The 21149-nt window shown below is 30.3% G+C and carries 14 protein-coding genes; 11 read left to right on the top strand and 3 right to left on the bottom strand.

Annotated features, from left to right (window positions below):
- The first annotated feature begins 7 nt into the window (after window positions 1-7).
- From C7447_RS10690 to C7447_RS10710, 5 genes are all read left to right on the top strand, one after another.
- Window positions 8-304, top strand: coding sequence for a YtxH domain-containing protein (locus C7447_RS10690; protein WP_148870504.1), 297 nt, complete (start codon window positions 8-10; stop codon window positions 302-304).
- 23 nt (window positions 305-327) lie between these two features.
- Window positions 328-684: a hypothetical protein gene (locus tag C7447_RS10695; RefSeq protein WP_148870505.1), complete on the top strand. Its 357-nt coding sequence runs from the start codon at window positions 328-330 to the stop codon at window positions 682-684.
- Between the two features lie 18 nt (window positions 685-702).
- The gene (locus C7447_RS10700; protein ID WP_148870506.1) at window positions 703-1044 is read left to right on the top strand and encodes a hypothetical protein; all 342 of its coding nucleotides are present in this window, start codon (window positions 703-705) and stop codon (window positions 1042-1044) included.
- Window positions 1045-1430: 386 nt separating this feature from the next.
- A complete protein-coding gene (locus tag C7447_RS10705; RefSeq protein WP_148870507.1) occupies window positions 1431-2459 on the top strand; it encodes a helix-turn-helix domain-containing protein in 1029 nt (342 codons plus the stop codon).
- A 504-nt stretch (window positions 2460-2963) separates the two neighbouring features.
- Window positions 2964-5690 (top strand): MFS transporter, encoded by a 2727-nt coding sequence (locus C7447_RS10710; RefSeq protein ID WP_246143060.1) that lies wholly within the window; start codon window positions 2964-2966, stop codon window positions 5688-5690.
- A 17-nt stretch (window positions 5691-5707) separates the two neighbouring features.
- Here the strand turns inward: C7447_RS10710 and C7447_RS10715 are convergent, their stop codons facing one another.
- Both C7447_RS10715 and C7447_RS10720 read right to left on the bottom strand, forming a co-directional pair.
- A complete protein-coding gene (locus tag C7447_RS10715) occupies window positions 5708-7009 on the bottom strand; it encodes a serine hydrolase (protein ID WP_148870509.1) in 1302 nt (433 codons plus the stop codon).
- Window positions 7010-7011: 2 nt separating this feature from the next.
- Window positions 7012-9912, bottom strand: a complete 2901-nt coding sequence (locus C7447_RS10720) for a PEP/pyruvate-binding domain-containing protein (RefSeq protein WP_148870510.1) — start codon at window positions 9910-9912, stop codon at window positions 7012-7014.
- A 635-nt stretch (window positions 9913-10547) separates the two neighbouring features.
- Here C7447_RS10720 and C7447_RS10725 point away from each other — a divergent pair.
- The 6 genes from C7447_RS10725 (at window position 10548) to C7447_RS10750 (ending at window position 19392) form a co-directional block, all read left to right on the top strand.
- Complete coding sequence (locus C7447_RS10725) at window positions 10548-12785, top strand: beta-glucosidase family protein (protein ID WP_148870511.1); 2238 nt, start codon at window positions 10548-10550, stop codon at window positions 12783-12785.
- A 154-nt stretch (window positions 12786-12939) separates the two neighbouring features.
- A complete protein-coding gene (locus C7447_RS10730) occupies window positions 12940-13917 on the top strand; it encodes an SMP-30/gluconolactonase/LRE family protein (RefSeq protein ID WP_148870512.1) in 978 nt (325 codons plus the stop codon).
- Between the two features lies 1 nt (window position 13918).
- Window positions 13919-16168, top strand: a complete 2250-nt coding sequence (bglX, locus tag C7447_RS10735; RefSeq protein ID WP_148870513.1) for a beta-glucosidase BglX — start codon at window positions 13919-13921, stop codon at window positions 16166-16168.
- Window positions 16168-16662, top strand: a complete 495-nt coding sequence (locus C7447_RS14915) for a gluconokinase (protein ID WP_148870514.1) — start codon at window positions 16168-16170, stop codon at window positions 16660-16662. Before bglX ends, C7447_RS14915 begins: the two co-directional genes overlap by 1 nt.
- Window positions 16655-18055 carry an NADP-dependent phosphogluconate dehydrogenase gene (gene gndA, locus C7447_RS10745; RefSeq protein ID WP_148870515.1) on the top strand — a complete coding sequence of 467 codons (1401 nt, stop codon included), beginning with the start codon at window positions 16655-16657 and terminating at the stop codon, window positions 18053-18055. The genes C7447_RS14915 and gndA overlap by 8 nt, the downstream gene beginning before the upstream one ends.
- Window positions 18052-19392 carry a GntP family permease gene (locus tag C7447_RS10750; RefSeq protein ID WP_148870516.1) on the top strand — a complete coding sequence of 447 codons (1341 nt, stop codon included), beginning with the start codon at window positions 18052-18054 and terminating at the stop codon, window positions 19390-19392. The genes gndA and C7447_RS10750 overlap by 4 nt, the downstream gene beginning before the upstream one ends.
- 212 nt (window positions 19393-19604) lie before the next feature.
- Here C7447_RS10750 and C7447_RS10755 read toward each other — a convergent pair whose 3' ends face one another.
- On the bottom strand, window positions 19605-21137 hold the full coding sequence (locus C7447_RS10755; RefSeq protein WP_148870517.1) for a RagB/SusD family nutrient uptake outer membrane protein: 1533 nt from the start codon (window positions 21135-21137) through the stop codon (window positions 19605-19607).
- Window positions 21138-21149: the final 12 nt, after the last annotated feature.

Genomic DNA, 21149 nt, shown 5'->3' on the forward strand with positions numbered 1-21149 from the left:
AAACATTATGAAATTTAACAACACAGTATTAGGAGTATTAGGAGCCGCTTCAGTAGGAGCACTATTAGGAGTTTTATTTGCACCAAAAAAAGGATCTGAAACGAGAAAGGATATCGTAGAAGGGAGTAAAGATTTAGCAGTTGATATAAAAAACAATATAGATAATGTTGTGAATGAAGTGTCAGAAAAATTTAGTACTCTAAAACAAGAGGGGGAAGAATTGGTACAGAAAGGAAAAGAAAAAGCTGATGAACTGGCACAAAAAGGAAAGGAAAAGATAAATAGAGTAACTGAACAGGCTTAAAATTTAATAATACGCTATAAACAATGGAAAGTACTGTAAAGCAGATAGAGATAATTTACAATAATGTAAAAGAGTATGTAAATACTAGTGTTACACTTTATAAATTTAGAGCAATTGATAAAACTGCTAGTGCAGTGTCATCTTTGATAACAAGGTTAGCTTTAATCTCTACTGCAGCAGTATTTCTGTTATTTATAAACATTGGCATAAGTCTTTACATAGGTCAATTGTTACAAGAAAATTATTTAGGGTTTATAATTGTGTCCTTTTTTTACCTATTAATAGGTCTTTGTATCTACTTTTTTAAAGATACATTAATTACTAAGCCAATAACAAACCTTTTAATTACGAAGTTATCTGAAGAAAAAGATGAACTCTAATGTCACATACTTAAAGCAATGAAAAAAAATATTAAAAATAGTTACGACTTAGAGCAAGCTATTGTAGAACTTAAAGCCAAAAAAGATAAAGACTTTAATGTGTTAAAATCGCAACTAAGTAATTCGTATAACAATTTAAAGCCAGCAAACATGTTACGTCAAATGCTCACGGGATTAAGTACAGAGCCTAAAGTTAAGAATGGGGTTTTAGATTTTGTATTAAGTCTAAGTGGGGGCTACCTTTCAAAGCGTTTACTAATTGGTAAATCCAATTCATTTTTAAAATCTATAATAGGATATATTGTGCAAATGAAAGCCACAAAGATAATATCTAATAAAATAACAGGGGATAATAAATAAGTAGATTGACATGTTGTTGTAAAAAGACAATAATTTTAAGTATAAAACCAGAGTAGATATCTATTCTGGTTTTTTCTTTTTACAAAGCAAATTTTCAATGCTATAGTGAGTTATAAAAATCTCTCCCATGTTAAGGGCTATAGAGTTGATTCCTGAAATTTTTTCATCTCTTTTATTGCTGAATTTTATTGCAAACCAAATGTAATGATATGGTTTTAGTATGAGTACAATTTGTATTATGTTGTTAAATTTCATAAAGTCTGTTAAATTATATAAACGATTTAAGAAATTATGTAACATAAAAACAGCTGTTTTGTTGAATCTTTGCAATGTACTTGTAGAAGAGGTACTGAAAATTAATTTTAACACCTTAAATCCAATTAAAAATGAAAAACTTATATATTAATGTTAGTGATATAGAAACTACTTTTTCGAGTTTAAAAAGCGAGTGTCAAGGTGATTTAAGAAAAAATAATACAGAAATAGAACTTAGCCTTAATGACACGGTTGGTAATGGTAAAATTACAGGGTTTCAATTTAATAATCATATATTGTATCTTACCTATGAAGTCAGTTTTAATGAAGACACCACTTTAGTATTTCAAAATAAAGAAAACGAGCAATCGTTAAATTATTGCTATTGTTCGGCAGGAGAAATAAGACACAGTTTTGGAGATACTGGAAAAAAGGTAAGATTTTCAGAAATTCAAACAGGGATTTTTTCGAATTCAGTAGGGAAAGCTAGTCATTTATATTTCCAAAAAAATCAACACCAAAAATTTACAATTATTAGTTTTATCGCAAATAAACCATTTTCAGAGACAACAGATGAGTTTACTTTGGAGCTAATGCAGCTTTTCAAATCTCAAGAGGTAGAAGGAAAATTTGCATATGTAAGTTCACACAACATAAAAATACAATACGAATTAGATAAATTAGAATCACCTACCGAAGATAATATAGCTAAAACAATACTGAAGAAAGGAGCATTACAATTATCTTTAGGTATGATTGTAAACCAATATTTTGAAGATGTGAAAAGTAGCTCGGTAAAATCTTCAGTTTTAAGTCAAAATGAATTAAAAAGAATAAAAGAAATTAGTGATTTTATAAAGAATTATCCAGATCGACAATTCGATTTAAACTTTCTAAGTGAGAAAACTGGCTTGACCCCAGCAAAGTTACAACAAGGTTTTAAAGCTTTATTTGGTCGAACAGTATCTAATTTTATAAAAAATGTTAGAGTAGAGCTAGCAGAAAAATTAATTAAAACTACGGATTTAAATATATCAGAAATTGTTTACACAATTGGTTTAAGTAGTAGAAGCTATTTTTCAAAAATTTTTAAAGAAAAGTATAAATGTAGCCCGAAAGAATATCAAGATAATAAAATTACATTACGAATGTTAGCCTAAAAGGTTAAAGAAAATAGTTTAAGATGTATAACTTTAAATGTAAAATAATACCGTTAAGGATTTGGTTTTCTTGACGGTATTATTTTGTAAGTTATTAACTTACATTGTGTTATGTTAGTTGCGCCGTATATTATTATACTAGAATAGTATAAAGAGCCTATCAAAAAGCTATTTGTTAGTGTATTAGATACTTCAACTTCTTAAGTATCTTTATATAGAAAAACGGGTTCTAAAAAAATTATCATTCAAATTTCGTTTTGGTTTGGGAATCAAAACATAGATATATTATAGCAGATTTAGGCAAGGGTATTGGTAGCTAGTAGGTTACAATAAGCTTAGTAGAGCCATTAGATAAATTACTTTAGATCTCTAATGAAATAAATAAAATAAAAGGTTAAAATTATTGTGATAAAGAGTTTCCTAAATAAAGCATTTGGATTAAGAGATGGTGAAATACGCGTCTCTTTTTTAATGCAGTTATATATATTTTTAATTATAACTGTTTTGCTAATTGTTAAACCCACCGTAAATTCACTATTCTTATCTCAATTAGGGGCAAAGCATTTGCCCTATGGATATCTGTTAGTTGCATTGATTGCAGTTGTAACTTCCTATTTTTATAATAAAGCAATTAGAAAAATTTCTCTTCTTAAGGTGATTATTTTTTCCTTGACTATATTTAGTATTGCTTTTGTTACCCTAAGTGTTTTATTACATACTTCAATGATTAATGATTGGGTATTATATATTTATTATCTAGGGGTATCATTATTTGCAGTAATTTCAACTTCTCAGTTCTGGGTTTTAGCGAATATGGTTTATAATTCAAGAGAGGGTAAGCGCTTATTTGGGTTTATAGGGGCAGGAGGTATTGCAGGAGGTATTTTTGGTGGTTATTTAACTAGCGTAATTGTATCGTCATATGGAAACAAGACAGTTATGGTTTTAGCCGCTATTTTATTACTGTGCTGTATTCCTATTCTTGAAAAGGTTTGGAAATTACGAGTTAAAACAATGAATCTTTATGTTAGAAAACAACGTACATTCAATGAGACAAATGTTCAAGAAACATCATTAAGAGTCGTTTTTAAGTCCAAACATTTAACTTATTTAGCACTAATAACGGGTATTAGTGTTATCGTTGCCAAATTGGTTGATTATCAGTTTAGCGATTTCGCAAGTGCAGCTATTAAGAACTCTGAGAAATTAACAGCTTTTTTTGGTTTTTGGTTTTCTACTTTTAATTTGGTAGCCTTGACTTTGCAACTATTTTTTACTAACCGTATGTTAAGTAAATTGGGTGTATCTTCAACATTACTTATTTTACCATTAGGTATAGCTTTAAGCAGTTTATTATTCTTAACTTTTCCTGAATTATGGGTGTTAATTCTTATAAAGGGAATTGATGGAAGTTTAAAACAGTCATTAAATAAGGCAGCTTTCGAGTTGTCTATAATGCCAATTCCGTTGAGTATAAAAAATCAAGCAAAGTCCTACATCGATGTTGTTGTAGATAGTATTGCAACTGGATTATCAGGCTTTATACTCATTTTTTTAATTAAAAGATTACATTTAGATACTTCATATATTATTATAATTGTTCTATTCTTTGTATTTATTTGGATTTTTTTAATTTACAAGTTAAGAGAGACTTATTATGATTCTTTCAGGCAAAATATACTAAGCACTATTGTTAAGGCTAAAAAGACTAATAAGGAAAAACAAAGACCAGAGAATACGATACTAACTGCAAGACATATTTTAAATGGAAAAGATGAAAAGGCCATTTTAAACTTGCTAGATAGGTTGAGTGATTATAAAATGAGGGCATTGAAGAGTAGTATTATTAGTTTGTTAGAGTATCCTTCAAACAAAGTAAAAGTAGAAGCCATTAAACATTTAAATGTTTATGGTAAGGGGGCTGAAATAGAAAAAGTAAAGACTTTAATTTATGAAAAAAATGACAAACTAGTTCTTACTGCACTAGAGTATGTGCTGAATAATTCATCTTTGTCCCGATCAGAATTCATCAAAAACTATTTAAACAATAACAATGATTACATAGCAAATGCAGCATTACTGTGTTTAGCTAGAGAAACCGCTGACAATGAGAAATTAGCTGCAAAATTTGATCTAAAGAATAGAATTACTGAAAAGATTAATGAGATAAATCATCCAACTCTAAACATACGGGAAGAAGCAATTGTGGAGTTGTTAATTACTGTTGCTTATGCCAAAGAGGAAGTCCATTATTTTTATATAGAGAAGCATTTAAAGAATAATAATGTCAATATAAAGAAGCAAGCAATAAAAGCTGCCGGAATTACCAATAATGAGTATTTTATTGAACCATTATTAGAATTACTTTCAGAAAAAGAGTATGAAAAAAATGTAATAAAAGCATTGAAAAGATATGGTTCAGAAATTACAACTACTGTCTTAAATTTAGATAAATCAGAAGAATTGAAATCTAATACTAAACGTTTTATTCCAAAAATTTTAGGTTCGTTTAAAACTCAGAATGCAGTTAATGTTTTATTACGTCTGATGAAAGATAATAACTCTAACACACGTCTACAGGCATCGATGTCTTTATTGAGGCTAAGTAGTAAACAAGTAGAATTAGTGTTTAGTTTTAGGATAATAAAGAACTTAATTTTAAAAGAAGCGAAATATTTTAGAGATTCTTTAAAAATAATTCTAATCCTAAGAAAGAAGATTGCTGAGCAGCCAAATGAAATAGTTGAAGATAATGATGCACAAATGGAATTGATAAATGCTAGGCAAGATATTATAGATGTATTAGAAGAGCAATTAGTAAGTAGCTTAAAAACTTCTTTCAATTTACTAGCTATTATTTACGAAGAAAACGATATTAAAATGGCTCATGATGGATTATTTAGTAACGTAAAAGAAGCAAAAATTAATGCTTTAGAATTTTTAGACAACCTACTCAAAGGTCAACTAAAATTTAAATTAGTACCATTATTAGAATATTTTACAGCAGAAGGAGATTATTCTCAAATAATTAATGAAGGTGCTTTAGATGAGAAAGATTGCCTTAGGGTATTAATGAAAAGTAGAGGAGTACATACCAAGATGAAAATATTACATCTCATTAAAATTCTAAATGATAAGGGTTACGTACCATTAATAAAACCCTTAAAAAAACATCGTAATAATGATGTAAGATACGCAACAATACAGATCTTAAAGAAATTAAACAAATAGACGATTAGAATTTAAGTTTAATTGTCTTCATCATCTTTATAATTTTCATCTAGAATAGGTTCTTCAATTTTATTGTTTTTGGTGATCAAATCGTCAATCTTACTTGCTAAATACATATGTGCTCCAGCAGAATTCTTGTTCAAAACGTTGGTCATTAAACAAACAATGTATTTTGTGTTATTAGGATGTTCAACAATAATTACAGAATTCATATAGTTAAAAACATTACCAGCATAATCTTTACAATTAGGATTTTTTTCTCGGTCACATTTATAAAAACTTCCCGATTTAAAATACACAGCAGCACTGTCTAACCTGGGCGATCTTGCATAACGAATTCTTCTATCCGTTAGATAAAGTAATCTTTTCATTTCTAAACTAGATTCTTTATCAATTATTTTTCCTTGTTCTAATTGAACTAAAAACTTCATTAATCCTTTAGGAGTTCCAATACTTCCACCTTTTCTACCAACGTGTCTTCCAGCTGGTCTTGTAAACATGCCGCCTAAACGCCAATCATCTTCAGTAATTCCAATATCTCTTAAAGGTTGATTTACAACGGTGTTTGCTAAATTTGTTAAGGAATCTCTAGGTGTTTCTTTAAAATAACTTTCAGCTTTTTCTTCTGTTAAAAAGAAATAATCTTGTTTAAAAGCAGCCATTAACATTGCTTCTCTATACATAACACTTGCAGCGCCATTATTACTAACAGAAACCATATGGTCTAACCATTCATACAAAGAAAACTCATCAGTTGCTCTTACTGTTCTTTTAACTAATCGGTCATTATCTATGTCATAAATAGGAATTGTATGATGATCCCCAGTTCCCCAATATCTAGAAGTAACTCTAATATTTTTCAAATAGGCAGCTCTTTCTTCCCAAGAATCTGGACATAATTTACTTAACTGATCCATTACAGCTAATAAGACAGCAATTTTACCAACACTTCCTGGTTGATAACCTACATTTTCTCGGAAAGCTGCATATTTTAAATTATCTGGATTTGTCATATCCATAACACTAATAGAATATGCTCCTGAAGGTAAAATTCGTTTTATTTTTCTTTCAAATTCATCATCTTCTACTAATAAAGCCTGAACACTATCTTTTGATTTATTTAATAAGTTTAATCTAATATCTGCTAATTTTTTGTAAGCCCCAGCAGGAATTCTAGTGTATTTAACACTGTCTATTTGCATTTTTCTTAATTGATATAATCTAGCAATCCCAGTAGTTTTATACCCATCAATAGGGTATCTTATAAAACTTAAGGAAATAGCAATACTAAATGCAATTAATATATATATCTTTTTCATAGTTATATTTTTTGTGATAATTCAATAGTTTTGTTTGTGTCGATTTTTGGAGAAATAGAATTTAAATAATCAGAACTTTTGGCTTGTTTATTTTCTACAAAAGGTCTGATTTGAAACAACCATAATTTGTTGTTTTTAAATCCGAATTCTACATCATACGCTTGATTGTTAGAATATTCACTTTTTATTTTTTTTCTTATTTCTGAGGCTAATTTTCTAATATCTTGAATGTTATAATCGTTTAAAATTGGCTTGTTAAAAGAGGTTGTGTAGCTTTTTGTTCCACCAGAAGTTGGTAGACGAATATAATCTGGCTGTCTTGCAGGAGCTAAAAGAATATTAGAATTTGGGGTAATTAATCGTGTTTCGGCAGATTGACCATCAACAGCACCACCAGCACCACGGCTAAAAGCTACGGTTAAATCACTTTCATTTCCTGCATTAATTCCTTTGGTAATCATTACACCAGAATAATCAACATCTACACTTGGAATAATTAAAATTGAAGGATATACATTTTCTGGATTTAGTAAATACTTTTGACGCCATTTAAAACTTCGTTCTGTATAAGCAGAAGCCCAAACTCGTTTAATGCCTTCTATAATTTTTTGCTCTTCTAAAATATTGAATAATGTTAAATTTAATCCTGCGCCGGTAAATTCTTTTAAATCTTCCATGTTTGTATCACTTCTTAAAAAGACAGGAATATATCCAATAGAATTCCCAAAAACAGATTTAAAATTACTTCTCAAATCATTAATAAAATCATCATTTAGAGAGATGTTTAAAATTGCCTTATGTAATTTTTCGAGAGATTTTAATTGATATTCTTCAATTTCATTTTCTGTCCCCCCTTTGTTTTTTAAGATTTTTGCTTTTGCAAAAGTATCGTTCAAATATTGCCAATAAGATTTGTTTTCATTTGGCATTTCTTTATTCATGTGCATTTTAAAGATTCCAAAAGGAATAATTAAACCTTCTACAACTTGCTTTGGAAATAGTTTTTTTAATTCCCCTAAATTGGCTGCTTTTGGTCCACAAAGTTTCCCAGAATCATTCGCATCAACATCTTTCATATTAACGACCTTAGTTACATCTAATCGAATTTGATTTACAGGAACTTCAATCATGTTGTTGCTTCTTTCTCTTTTGCTAAACAAATTTTTCTCTTCAGAAGTCATTGAAAGCTCCGATTTCAAAATTACATTCCCTTTGTTTGAAACGGCATAAAACACTTTTTGACCATTAAATTTTGATAATGATTTTAAATTTTCATTAGATAAAGCTGCATTAGGGATTCCTAAATTTCTAGCTAAAAGTTGTACGTGAGAAACCAAATTCCCTTCCGAAACTGTCATAATTCCAGCAACAGGTTTTAAATCTGATGGAGGTTTTTGAAAAATATAAATCTTATTTGTATTTACTTCAATATCATTAGGATTTCCATCAACAACTACCAATTCTCCATAAGCAAAACCAGGATTCAAACCTCTAATTGAACTCTGATTATTAATAGACATTACGTCGTTATTAATATTTGAAATATTTGCTACGTAAGTTCCTAATTTACTTACCGTTTCTCCTAGGCTTAATGCAACACTGTTTCGTACTCGATCATCAATAAAACCATAAGAAATTGGTTCAAAAGTTACATAGTTATTTACATTTTCTTGGTAATTCGCTTTGATGAGAGAAGCGCTCCATTCTACCATACTTCTTGCTGTTGATAGAACGGAATTTAAGTTTTTAATAGTAATCTCTTCTTTACTTAATGTTTCATCAAAAATCTTTTTTACAGTGTTATATTCCCAAATTTCTAATAATCCAGTTCCAACAGTTGCACAAGTTAAAACATCAATTTTGTTAATGCTTTCATGCAAAGTTTCTGTTTTCCAGTTTTGAGATTCTATCAATAAAATATTTTCTAATTCATTACTTAAATCCAATAATTTTAAACGGTCTTTTCCACTTTTAAAGGATAAAATGTTATAACGAATGTTTGTTAAAATACTTGAAGTTTTTTCTACCAATTCACTTGGAGAAATATTTTTTTCATCTTGTTTTAGAAAATCATTAATCTCTTGTAAAGAATTATTTTGATTATTAATTTCTAGTAATTGCTTTTTTATTTTAGCAAAATTTAAAGGAGCATAAAATTTCTCCATAGTTGCGACCAATTCGTTGAGGTCTTTTTTGTTTTTAGAAGTTATTTTTGTTGCTTCCTCTTTAATAAAATTTTTGACCAAAGAAATATCTGAATGTTGTGGATTTCCATGGATTTTAATTCTAATATCCATAAAACTCGGAATTTCGTCCGCTAAAATCTTAGATTGACTTCGCATTAATTGGGCAACATTACTATCTCCATTATGGGGAATATCTTTAATGGCTTGACGAATTAAATAATAATTAGTTTCCAATAAATTATTGTTATTAAGAACATCTTCAAAAAAAGTTTTTCCCCAAGCTTCTTCGTCTTCAGATTGTATTGCACCTCTGTAATATTGTCCTTTTCTTAAAATCCAACCATCATCTATACTCCCTAAATATTTACCTATTTGGTATTGTTTTAATCGACTAAAGTTATTTGTCTTATCCAAAAAATCTTTATGAGAAACAGCCGCTAAAATTTCACCAAAAAATAAATGGTTACTCTCTCTTAAGTTTAAAGCTGATTCCTTAAAACTTGCGTGTTGAATTCCACCACCAATACTGTCAGGACAAGGGTCACGTGGAGCTCTTTCGGTATTATCTTTACAATACCATTTTATACTCTTATAGGGACCACGCAGATCGTTTTTGTATTGTTTTATTAAATTAACAATTTGATTTGTCGATTGTTCTTGTGCTTCAAGAAAAGAGCAAGAAATAAATAAAATTAATAATAGTATCTTTTTATGCATTTTAATTTTGTGTTATGATTTTTATCCTTTTTAATAGCTTAGTAATAAATATGTAAATCCAAGTAAATTAGTTGTTATTATATGTTTAAATAACATAAACTTAAACAGATCTCAGAAGAGATAAATATATCAATTCCAACATCCATAAATAAGGTGATTCCTGAAATCTATCATATTATTTTTTCATAAATCGTTTAAAATTAGTTTAAGCAAATTTTAGTATGTTACAAAGATGCGTTAACAGTTAATTTTTTCTTAACTCATTTAATATTATTTTTTGTCTTTATACTTGTTTAAATTAAGTATTTAATTTTTTATTGAGGGATGATAATATTTTACATTTAAATTTTCATACTCATCTGCTTGTGTCTTACAACAAGACTGAAATTTCATATTCCAAGATTTGAATTTATATTGAATAATAAAATTCTTGTTTATTTTTTATAAAATTCTCATTTTCTAATCATATAAATAGATTTTCCAAGTCATTTTGCAACAAATGTTTCAACCTTCGCTGCATTCGTTTTACTTCTGATTCTTGATTAAAAGTAGATTTACCATGTGCATTTAAGCAAAAATTCAAACAGCTTTTATTCGCTACAACCAAAATTTAAATTAACTAATTTATTACACCTATGAAGCTTTTTTTTTACAAGACTTACTTAGTATTAATTCTTCTTTTATGCTTTTTCGCAATTCAAACAAGTGTTTCTCAAATTAAAACTGATAATCAAAATCCAACAGTCTTCATACAAAATATTACCCCTGAAAAGATAGAGGATAATATTGAAAAAATTTTAAAAAATCTAACCTTAGAAGAAAAAGTGGCTATGTGTCATGCCCAATCAAAGTTTAGTACTAAAGGGGTTCCTCGGTTGGGTATTCCAGAAATATGGATGTCGGATGGACCACACGGAGTGAGAGCGGAAATTAGTTGGGATTCTTGGGACTATGCGGGGTGGACAAACGATTCTATTACAGCTTTTCCAGCCTTAACTTGTTTAGCAGCTTCATTTAACCCAGAATTGTCTAGCCAATATGGATTTAGTCTTGGAGAAGAAGCTCGTTATAGAAAAAAAGATGTTCTACTAGGTCCAGGAGTAAATATTTATAGAACACCAATGAATGGTAGAAATTTTGAATATATGGGGGAAGATCCGTTTTTAGCATCAACTATGGTAGTACCTTATATTAAAGGTATTCAAAAAAATGGAGTAGCCGCTTGTGTAAAGCACTTTGTATTAAATAATCAAGAACATTGGAGAGATATTATAAATGTTGAAATAAGTGATAGAGCTTTATATGAAATTTATTTACCAGCATTCAAAGCGGCAGTAAAAGAAGCCGGTGTTTGGTCCCTCATGGGATCCTATAATAAAGTCCGAGGTCAATACGCTTGTCATAATGAGATGTTAAATAAAATTTTAAAAACGGATTGGGGTTTTGATGGTGTAGTTATAAGTGATTGGAGTGGAGCCCATACAACAAGAGAGTCTGCGCTGTATGGATTAGATCTAGAAATGGGTACTGGAACTGATGGTTTAGGTACAACAACAGAAAATCATTACCAGTATTACTATTTAGCAAATCCTTTTTTAGAAGCTCTAAAAAAAAGTGAAATATCCGAATCGGTTGTTGATGATAAAGTTCGCAGAATTTTACGATTAATGTATCGAACAAACATGAATCCTAATCGTCCTTTTGGAAGAATGAATAACAGAGAACACCATGATGTGGCTCGTAAAATTGGTGTAGAAGGGATTGTTTTACTGAAAAACGAAAACAACTTTTTTCCCATAAAAGATGAAAAAAATATAACAATTGCAATCATAGGTGAAAACGCTACAAGATCGATGACTGCTGGAGGCGGATCTTCAGAATTAAAACCAAAATTCGAAGTATCTCCATTAGAAGGTTTAAAGCAACGATATAAAAATGCAACCCTAATCCATACCATGGGATATGAATCTGGTCCTTCTGCTTATGACAAAGTTATTTCAGGAAAACTAAACGCCGATTCTTTAAAAGTAAAAGCAGTAGAATTTGCCAAAAAAGCAGACATCGTTTTGTTTGTGGGTGGACTAACGAAAAGTCATCACCAAGACTCTGAAGGTGATGATAGACTGCAATATGAATTACCTTTTGGACAAGTAGAGTTACTATCTGAAATACAAAAAGTAAACAAAAATATAGGAATGCTTCTAGTAACAGGTAACGCTGTAGATATGTCTTGGTCTGGTAAAGTAAAAGGCATACTACAAACATGGTACTTAGGTAGTATCGCAGGACATGCCATTGCAGATGTTGTAAGTGGAGATGTAAACCCCTCGGGGAAATTGCCATTTTCATTTCCAAAAAAATTAGAAGATAACGCAGCACATTCATTCGGAAAATTATCCTATCCAGGAGATGGTGTAAATCAATATTATAAAGAAGATATTTTTGTAGGGTACAGATGGCATGATACTAAAAAAATAGCAGCTCAATACGCTTTTGGGTATGGATTATCATATACAAATTTTAGCTTGTCAAATATTAAAACTGATAAAAATTATTATTCTGAAAATGATTTAATTACAATTTCTTGTGACGTAAATAACACTGGTAGTATAGATGGAGCAGAAGTTGTGCAGGTTTATGTAGGAAAACCCAAATCTAAAGTAAAAAGGGCTTTAAAAGAATTAAAGGGTTTTAAGAAAGTACATGTAAACAAAGAACAAAGTTCTAGTGTTAGCATTAAAATTCCAGTAAGTTCTTTAACATTTTATGATGAAACCATTTCGGATTGGAACCTAGAAAAAGGCGAATATATAGTTTACGTAGGAAATACTTCAAATAATATTTCTAAAAAAATAAATATAACAATTGATTAATAGCTTTTTTCATAAACAGCATAAACGATAATATTTATGCTGTTTTTTGATGAATTAATCTAAAATAAATTTGATAAAGCAAAAGCGGATCAAGCTAAATTATTTTAATACTATAAGTTGATCTGTAAACTTAAAAATAATCATTTAATACATTATGAAACATACGCATTTAATAATAATTCTATTAATTTTTACTTCTTGTACTATTAAGAAAAAAAATGAATCAACTAAAAATAATTCATTTAATCAAGTAGCAGAATTAGAGTATCAAATTGAAGCAGAATTAGGGGAAGGCGCATTTTGGAATTATAAAACCCAAGAATTACTTTGGATAGACATTGAAGGAAAAAAATTGCATGCATACAGCCCAAAAACTAAAAGAGATAAAACATTGTCAATGCCATCAAGGCCAGGAACAGTAGTTCCTGTGAACGATAGCGAAATGATGGTCGCTTTAGAAGATGGTATTCATTCGGTCAATTTAAAAACTGGAGTTCATAAACTTTTTTCTGACATGTCAGCAGATTTACTAGGAAGTAGATTAAACGATGGTAAATGTGACCCTAATGGACGCCTTTGGGTAGGGTCAATGCATATGGAACAATTAGCAAATAAAGCGAAACTATTTATGGTTAATGCTTCTGGTAGCTACACTACAAAAATTGATAGTGTTACCATTTCAAATGGTATCGTTTGGACTTCAGACAAAAAGACTATGTATTATATAGATACACCTATTTCTCAAATTAAAGCCTACGATTATAACAATGAAACAGGTTCTATTTCTAATGAAAAGGTAGCTGTACAAATACCAGAAACGTTAGGGTATCCAGATGGAATGACTATAGATGAAGAAGACATGCTTTGGGTGGGTATGTGGAATGGAAATACAGTAATTCGGTTTAATCCAATTACAGGAAAAGTAGATAGAAAAATAGAAGTCCCTGCGCATAATATAAGTTCTTGTGCATTTGGTGGTGAAAATTTTGATACACTTTATATTACTACGGCAAGAGTTGATATGACTGATGATGAGTTAAAAAAATATCCGCTTTCAGGTTCAATCTTTAAAGTTATTCCAGGGGTAAAAGGAGTAAAAAGCACATTTTTTAAACAAAAAAATAATCTATAGTATGAAAAATTATATTCTATTCTTTGTGATTGTTGTTTTTTTAAGTTGCTCAGAGGAAACAAAACAAGTTTCAGAAGAAAAACAAACTTATGAAAAGGCAATTAATGAATTGCTTTCAAAAATGACTTTAGAAGAGAAAATTGGACAGACCAATTTAAGAGGCACTTCGAGTCGATCTAAAATTTTACCTGAAGAATTAAAAGAGGCTGTAAGAAAAGGAAATGTAGGAGCTTTTTTAAATGTAATGAATTTAGACTATGTAGATGAATTGCAAAAAATTGCAGTAGAAGAAAGTCCAAACGGAATTCCTTTAATATTTGGTAGAGATGTTATTCACGGATTTAAAACCATTTTCCCAATACCTATTGGATTGGCTGCAACTTGGGATGCTCAAATAGCAAAATCATCCTCAGAAATTGCTGCTTTTGAAGCTAGTGCAGCAGGAATTAGATGGACATTTGCACCTATGTTAGACATCGCTAGAGATAGTCGATGGGGAAGAATTGCAGAATCTCCAGGAGAAGATCCTTATTTAGCTACTGTGTTAGGAAGAGCTTATATAGAAGGTTTTCAAGGAGAAGACTTAAGCAATCCAACAAGTTTAGCTGCTTGTGCAAAACACTTTATTGGTTATGGTGCAGCTATTGGAGGTAGAGATTATAATACTGTAAATATTAGTGAGCCTTTGTTAAGAAACGTTTACTTGCCGCCTTTTAAATCGGCCATTGATGCTGGAGTAGCAACAGTTATGTCTTCTTTTAATGAAATTAACGGAATTCCTGCTTCAGGAAATAAATTCTTGTTAAAGCAAGTTTTGAGGAATGAGTTAGGGTTTAATGGCTTTGTTGTAAGTGATTGGAATTCTACAACAGAAATGATTGCTCATGGTTTTGCTAGAGATGAAAAACATGCTGGTGAATTATCTGCAGCAGCTGGAATGGATATGGAAATGACAAGTACTGCTTATGAAAATCATTTAAAAGATTTAATTAAAGAAGGAAAAGTAACAGAGGAACAATTAGATGAATTTGTTAAAAATATTCTTCGAGTAAAATTCAAATTAGGATTATTTAAAAATCCCTACAGGAATAAAGAACATACAGGAAACTTTTATGCAGAAAAACATTTACAAGAAGCAAAAAATGCAGCAATTAAAAGTACTGTTTTACTTAAAAATAATTCTGTTTTACCAATAAGTCAAAACATAAAAGTTGCCATTATTGGTCCATTAGCAAATGCTCCACATGAACAATTAGGAACTTGGTCTTTTGATGGGGAAAAAGAACATACAAATACACCATTAATGGCTTTCAAAAAAGCAAACACAAAATATGTTTTTTCCAAAGGTTTAGATTATAGTAGGGATAAATCTACCGATGGATTTAAAGAAGCTATCAAAACTGCAAGAAACTCTGATGTCATTTTATTTTTTGGAGGAGAAGAAGCTATTTTATCTGGAGAAGCTCACAGTAGAGCAAATATTGATTTACCAGGTGCTCAAGAACAATTAATTAAAGAATTAGCTAAAACAGGAAAACCGATTGTACTAATTATTATGGCAGGAAGACCAATTTCTATTTCGAATATTATTGATGATATTGACGCTGTTTTAATGGCTTGGCATCCGGGAACTATGGGAGGTGAAGCATTGCATGAAATTATGTATGGTATTCAAGAACCAGGAGGGAGATTACCTGTTTCTTGGCCAAAAACGGCTGGACAACTACCATTTTTTTATAATCACAAAAACACAGGAAGACCAGCAGATAGTGTAAAATTTGTACCAATTGATAAAATTCCAATCGGTTCATGGCAAAGTTCTTTAGGTAACGAATCTCATTATTTAGATGTAGGTTACAAACCTCAATATCCTTTTGGTTATGGATTAACGTATACCAATTTTAAATACGAAAACATCCAGATTTCTAAAGATACTATCAATTTTGAAGATGAACTAAGTGTAAAAATCTCTCTTAAAAATACAGGAAAAAGAGATGGAAAAGACATCACTCAGTTATATGTTCAAGATGCTGTTGGTAGTATTACGAGACCTGTAAAAGAATTAAAGAGATTCATGCCAGTTTTTTTGAAAAGCGGAGAAACAAAGGAGGTTGAATTTAGAATTTCATCTAAAGACTTAGAGTTTGTAAATTATGAAATGATAAAAGCTGCTGAAGAAGGGAACTTTAATGTTTGGATTGGACCACATTCTGCTTCAGGATTAAAAAAATCATTTTATTTAAAAAAATAATGGCTTTAATTATTATCATAATGGGAGTTAGCGGTTGTGGGAAGACTACAATTGGTAGAGAATTATCAACAAAACTTGATATCCCATTTTATGATGGTGATGATTTTCATCCACAATCTAACATTGATAAAATGAAAAATAACGAAGCTTTAAATGATGAAGATAGATTGCCTTGGTTACAAAATATATCTAGTAAAATTCAAAATTGGAAAAAAGGTAAAGGAGCAATAATAGCCTGTTCTGCTCTAAAAGAATCATATAGAGAAATCCTTAACAGGAGTGTAGAAAATATACAGTGGACTATTTTGAATGGTGATTTTAATTTGATATTAAACAGAATAAATCAGCGTAAAAATCATTTTATGAAATCAGAATTACTTCAATCTCAATTTGAAACTTTAGAACTACCTTCTTATGGGATATATGTTGATGTTTCGAAAGATATTGATGAAATAATAGAAGAAATCACTTTAAAAATTAAAACAGATGAATAAATCAGAATTTGGAGTTATTGGTTTAGGAGTTATGGGGAAAAGTATTAGTCTAAACATTGCTGAAAAAGGTTTTTCAATTTCTGTTTATAATAGAATTTCTGATGGCGAAGAGTCAATTGTATCAGATTTCTTATCCGATAACAATTTTTTTAAAAATATTACAGGTTTTGCAAATTTAGAATCTTTTGTAGCATCTGTAGAGAGACCAAGAAAAATTTTAATTATGATAAAATCAGGTCTTGCAGTTGATTCTATTATTGAACAATTAATTCCAAATTTATCAGAAGGAGATATTATTATTGATGGAGGGAATTCACATTTTAACGATACTCAAAAAAGAACTAATTATTTAAAAAATAAAAATATTCATTTTGTTGGTTGCGGAATTTCTGGTGGAGAAGAAGGTGCTAGAAAAGGACCTTCAATTATGCCTGGAGGCACTGTTGAAGCTTATAAAGAAATTGCTCCAATTTTAGAAAAAATAGCAGCTAAAGATTCTCAAGGTAAACCTTGTTGTTCTCATATAGGAAATGATGGTGCTGGACACTTTATAAAAATGGTTCATAACGGTATAGAATATGCAGAAATGCAATTAATTGCTGAAGTTTATTCTTTACTCCATACTTCATTATCAAATAAAGAAATAGCAAAAATTTTTGAAAACTGGAATTTAGGAAACGAATCTAGTTACTTATTAGAGATTACAGCCAAAATTTTAAGAAAGCAAGAAGGGAAAAATGATTTAATTGATATCATTTTAGATAAAGCTGGAAATAAAGGAACGGGTTCTTGGTCTAGTAAAACAGCCTTAGAGCTAGGTTTTCCAAATACAATGATGACGTCATCTGTTTTTGATAGATACATTTCTTCATTTAAAGAAAGAAGAGTTGAATTAGCCCAAAAAATAAATAGAAAAAACACAAACGAATCAGTAAATATAGAGCAATTAAAAAAAGGGTATCAATTTGCAAGAATTATTAATCATCAACAAGGGTTTGGTTTAATAAAAGAAGCATCTAATTTTTATAATTGGGATTTAAACTTATCAGAAATTGCAAGAATTTGGACTAACGGATGTATCATTCGCTCTAAATTCATGGAAGATTCTATCAGTATTTTAAAAGAAAATGAAGATTATTTTGAGGATCAAAACAACTTCAATTATTTAAACTCTTCTGAAGCTTCAATAATAAAAGTTTTACAATTTGGTTTACAAAACAGAATTTCATTAAACACTTTAAGTGCTTCTTATAATTATTGGGTTGGAATGACTACCAAAAAATTGCCAGCAAATATTATTCAAGCACAAAGAGATTTTTTTGGAGCACACACTTATCAAAGAATTGATACTGATAATTCTAGCTTTTTTCACACTAAATGGCAAGAATTATGATAGATTTTACACTTATTTCAGCAGTATTTATCGGTATTGCTATTCTACTTTTTTTAATACTAAAATTAAAAATTCAAGCATTCATCGCTTTATTAATTGCAAGTATTACTGTCGGTATTTTATCGGGAATGGCTCCTGCAGATATTATTGAAACCATGAAACAAGGTATGGGAAATACCTTGGGATTTGTAGCAATGGTAGTTGGATTGGGTGCGATGTTTGGCGCCATATTAGAACATTCAGGAGGGGCAGAAGCTTTGGCGAATTATTTATTGCATAAATTTGGAGAGAAGAATGCCACATGGGCATTAGTAATTACAGGTTTTTTTATTGCTATTCCAGTATTTTTTGATGTTGCATTTATCATTTTAGTACCATTAATTTATTCTTTACAGCGGAAAACAAAAAAATCATTATTGCTATATGCAATTCCATTATTAGCAGGATTAGCAATAACACACGCGTTTATTCCTCCGACTCCAGGACCTGTTGCTGTTGCAGATATTTTAAAAGCGGATTTAGGGTGGGTGATTTTATTCGGGTTTTTAACAGGAATTCCTACAGCAATTATTAGTGGGCCAATATTCGCAAAATATATTTCTAAAAAAATATTTGTAGCTGCTCCTGAAGTCACTAATAAGAGTAATGTTAAAGATTATCCGGCAGTAGGTTTAATAATTACCATCATTGGAATTCCGATTTTGCTAATAGTTGGAAATACTGTTTTAAATAGCCCTTTGTTTGACGAAGGAACAATTCCTGTTGATATAAAAAATTGGTTAGGAATGATTGGGCATCCTTTTACAGCTTTAATCATAGCTAATATTATTGCTTGGTATTTATTAGGTATTAGAAAAGGATATAAAAAAGAAACCTTATTAAAAATCACAACAAAATCGATGGAATCAGCTGGGATAATTATTCTTTTAACTGGGGCTGGTGGTGTTTTTAAACAAGTTTTAGTTAATACTGGCACAGGAGAGATGTTAGCTAAATATTTTGCTAATGAAGGCGTTAGTGTTATTATGTTTTCGTTTTTAGCAGCAGCTACTGTTAGAATCCTACAGGGATCTGCCACTGTAGCCATGATAACTGCAGCAGGGATTACAGCGCCTCTTTTAACAAACTCTATTACAGAAATTGATAAAGCTTTGTTAGTGATAGCAATTGCCTCTGGAGCATCTATAATGTCGCATGTAAATGATAGTGGCTTTTGGCTTGTTAGTAAATATTTAGGGATTGATGAAAAACAAACTTTTAAAAGTTGGTCTATAATGACCACCATTTTAGCACTTGTTGGATTTACAAGTGCATTTGTTTTTTCAATGATTTTTTAAAAAATTGAAGACAGACAGTCATCATTTTTTACAATGATAATATAACTCTCTTTATTTACATTTATTTCTGCCTAATATTTTTATGTAGTAATAGTAATTTCTTTAGAGCTTAAAGTTTTTAAAAGCCTTTTGCATTTGTTTTTGTTAATGTAAAAAGCGTGTAATTATACACGCTTTTTAGTTAACAAAGTTTATAATAAATGGTTAAAAAATTAATTACTTCCTTGATTTAAATCTATTTCTTTTTGTGGAATTGGAAATGTTGATAAAGTTGGGTTCCAATCTGGAATTTCAGTTGCGGCATCTCCCCAACGCACTAAATCCCAATAACGCTGTCCTTCCCAAGCTAATTCTCTAAATTTCTCATCTTTAATCTCTTGTAGTAGAGCAGGGCCTGATAAGTTAACCGTTGCAACACCAGATCTTAATTTTATTGTATTTAAGTGACCTAGCGCATTACCTTCAGTTCCTCCATTAAATTCTGCTTCAGCAGCTAATAAATACACTTCGCCTAACCTTAATAGTCTCCAATTAGTTCCTCTGTTTGTGTCCCCATCTGATTCAGAGGTTTCAGATTGACGTGTTGTATATTTTAAACGGTTTAATCCATCATAACCATAAGTGTTTTCAACTGTTATAGGACCATTTGGATCAATTCTACTAAAGGCATCACCATCAGATAAGTTTACTGCACCACCATATATTGAAACTAGATCATCGCTAGAAATTAAAGAAGCATTTTTTCTTTCTACATCAGAAACTGCATCAAAAGCAGCTCCAATTTTAGCAGTTGGACGATTCCAGCCCCATCCACCTTGTAAGTCGCTTAAAGTACCAAAATCTAATCCTCTATTACCCATTAGCTGTATATGGATATTAGATTCAATTCTAAATGACCAAGGAATGTTTCCATATGTATAACCGCCGTCAGTTTCATATCCCAACTCAAATAAAGATTCTTTTCCATACTCTTCACCTATACGCCATATTTGATCAAAATCTTCTACTAAACCTGTATCAGGATCCGCAATAGCGGCATTTAAAAAAGGTATAGCTTCTGAATCTCTTCCTGCAAAAACTAATAATTTACCCATTAATGCATTTGCTGCAGCCTTAGAAACCCTAAAAGGTGCTGCAACAGCTCCTTTTGTAGGTAAACCAGCAATTGCGCTTGTTAAATCTTCTTCAATTTGATTATAAATATCTGCTTGAGAACTAAAAGGTAAAGCAAAACCTTCTTCTGAAATTCCAGTTGGTGGTTGTAATCTTAATGGCACCTCGCCAAACATGGTAGTTAACTCGAAAAAGCACCAGGCTCTTAAGAATTTAGACTCTGCATTTAGTATGTTAGCATTGGATAGTGTTGAGCTTTCAGTATTATTAATAATCTCGTTTACTTGACCAATAGTGTTATAAAAATTTTCATAAACTTTTTCAAATACAGGGTTGTCAGATGCCCAATCATATTCATCAATAGCATGAAAGTTAGGCTGATCTGAAATAGTAGATCCCCCATAAGAATCATCCGCAGGTAATAATTTTACTATCCAAGCACCGTTCCAATTTTGTGCGTAAGTATGTTGAAGCAAATCGTAAGCCCCTATTAAAACAGATTCTGCTAATGCTTCATCTTGAAAGATTACTGAGCTGTCGTATTTACCAATAGGTTCTTTTTCTAAGAAATCTTTACTGCAACTAACCATAAAAGCTACAAAAAGAATTAATATTATATATACTTTTTTCATAATTCGTGTTTT

It is taken from the genome of Tenacibaculum adriaticum (genome assembly GCF_008124875.1).
GTDB lineage: Bacteria > Bacteroidota > Bacteroidia > Flavobacteriales > Flavobacteriaceae > Polaribacter > Polaribacter adriaticus.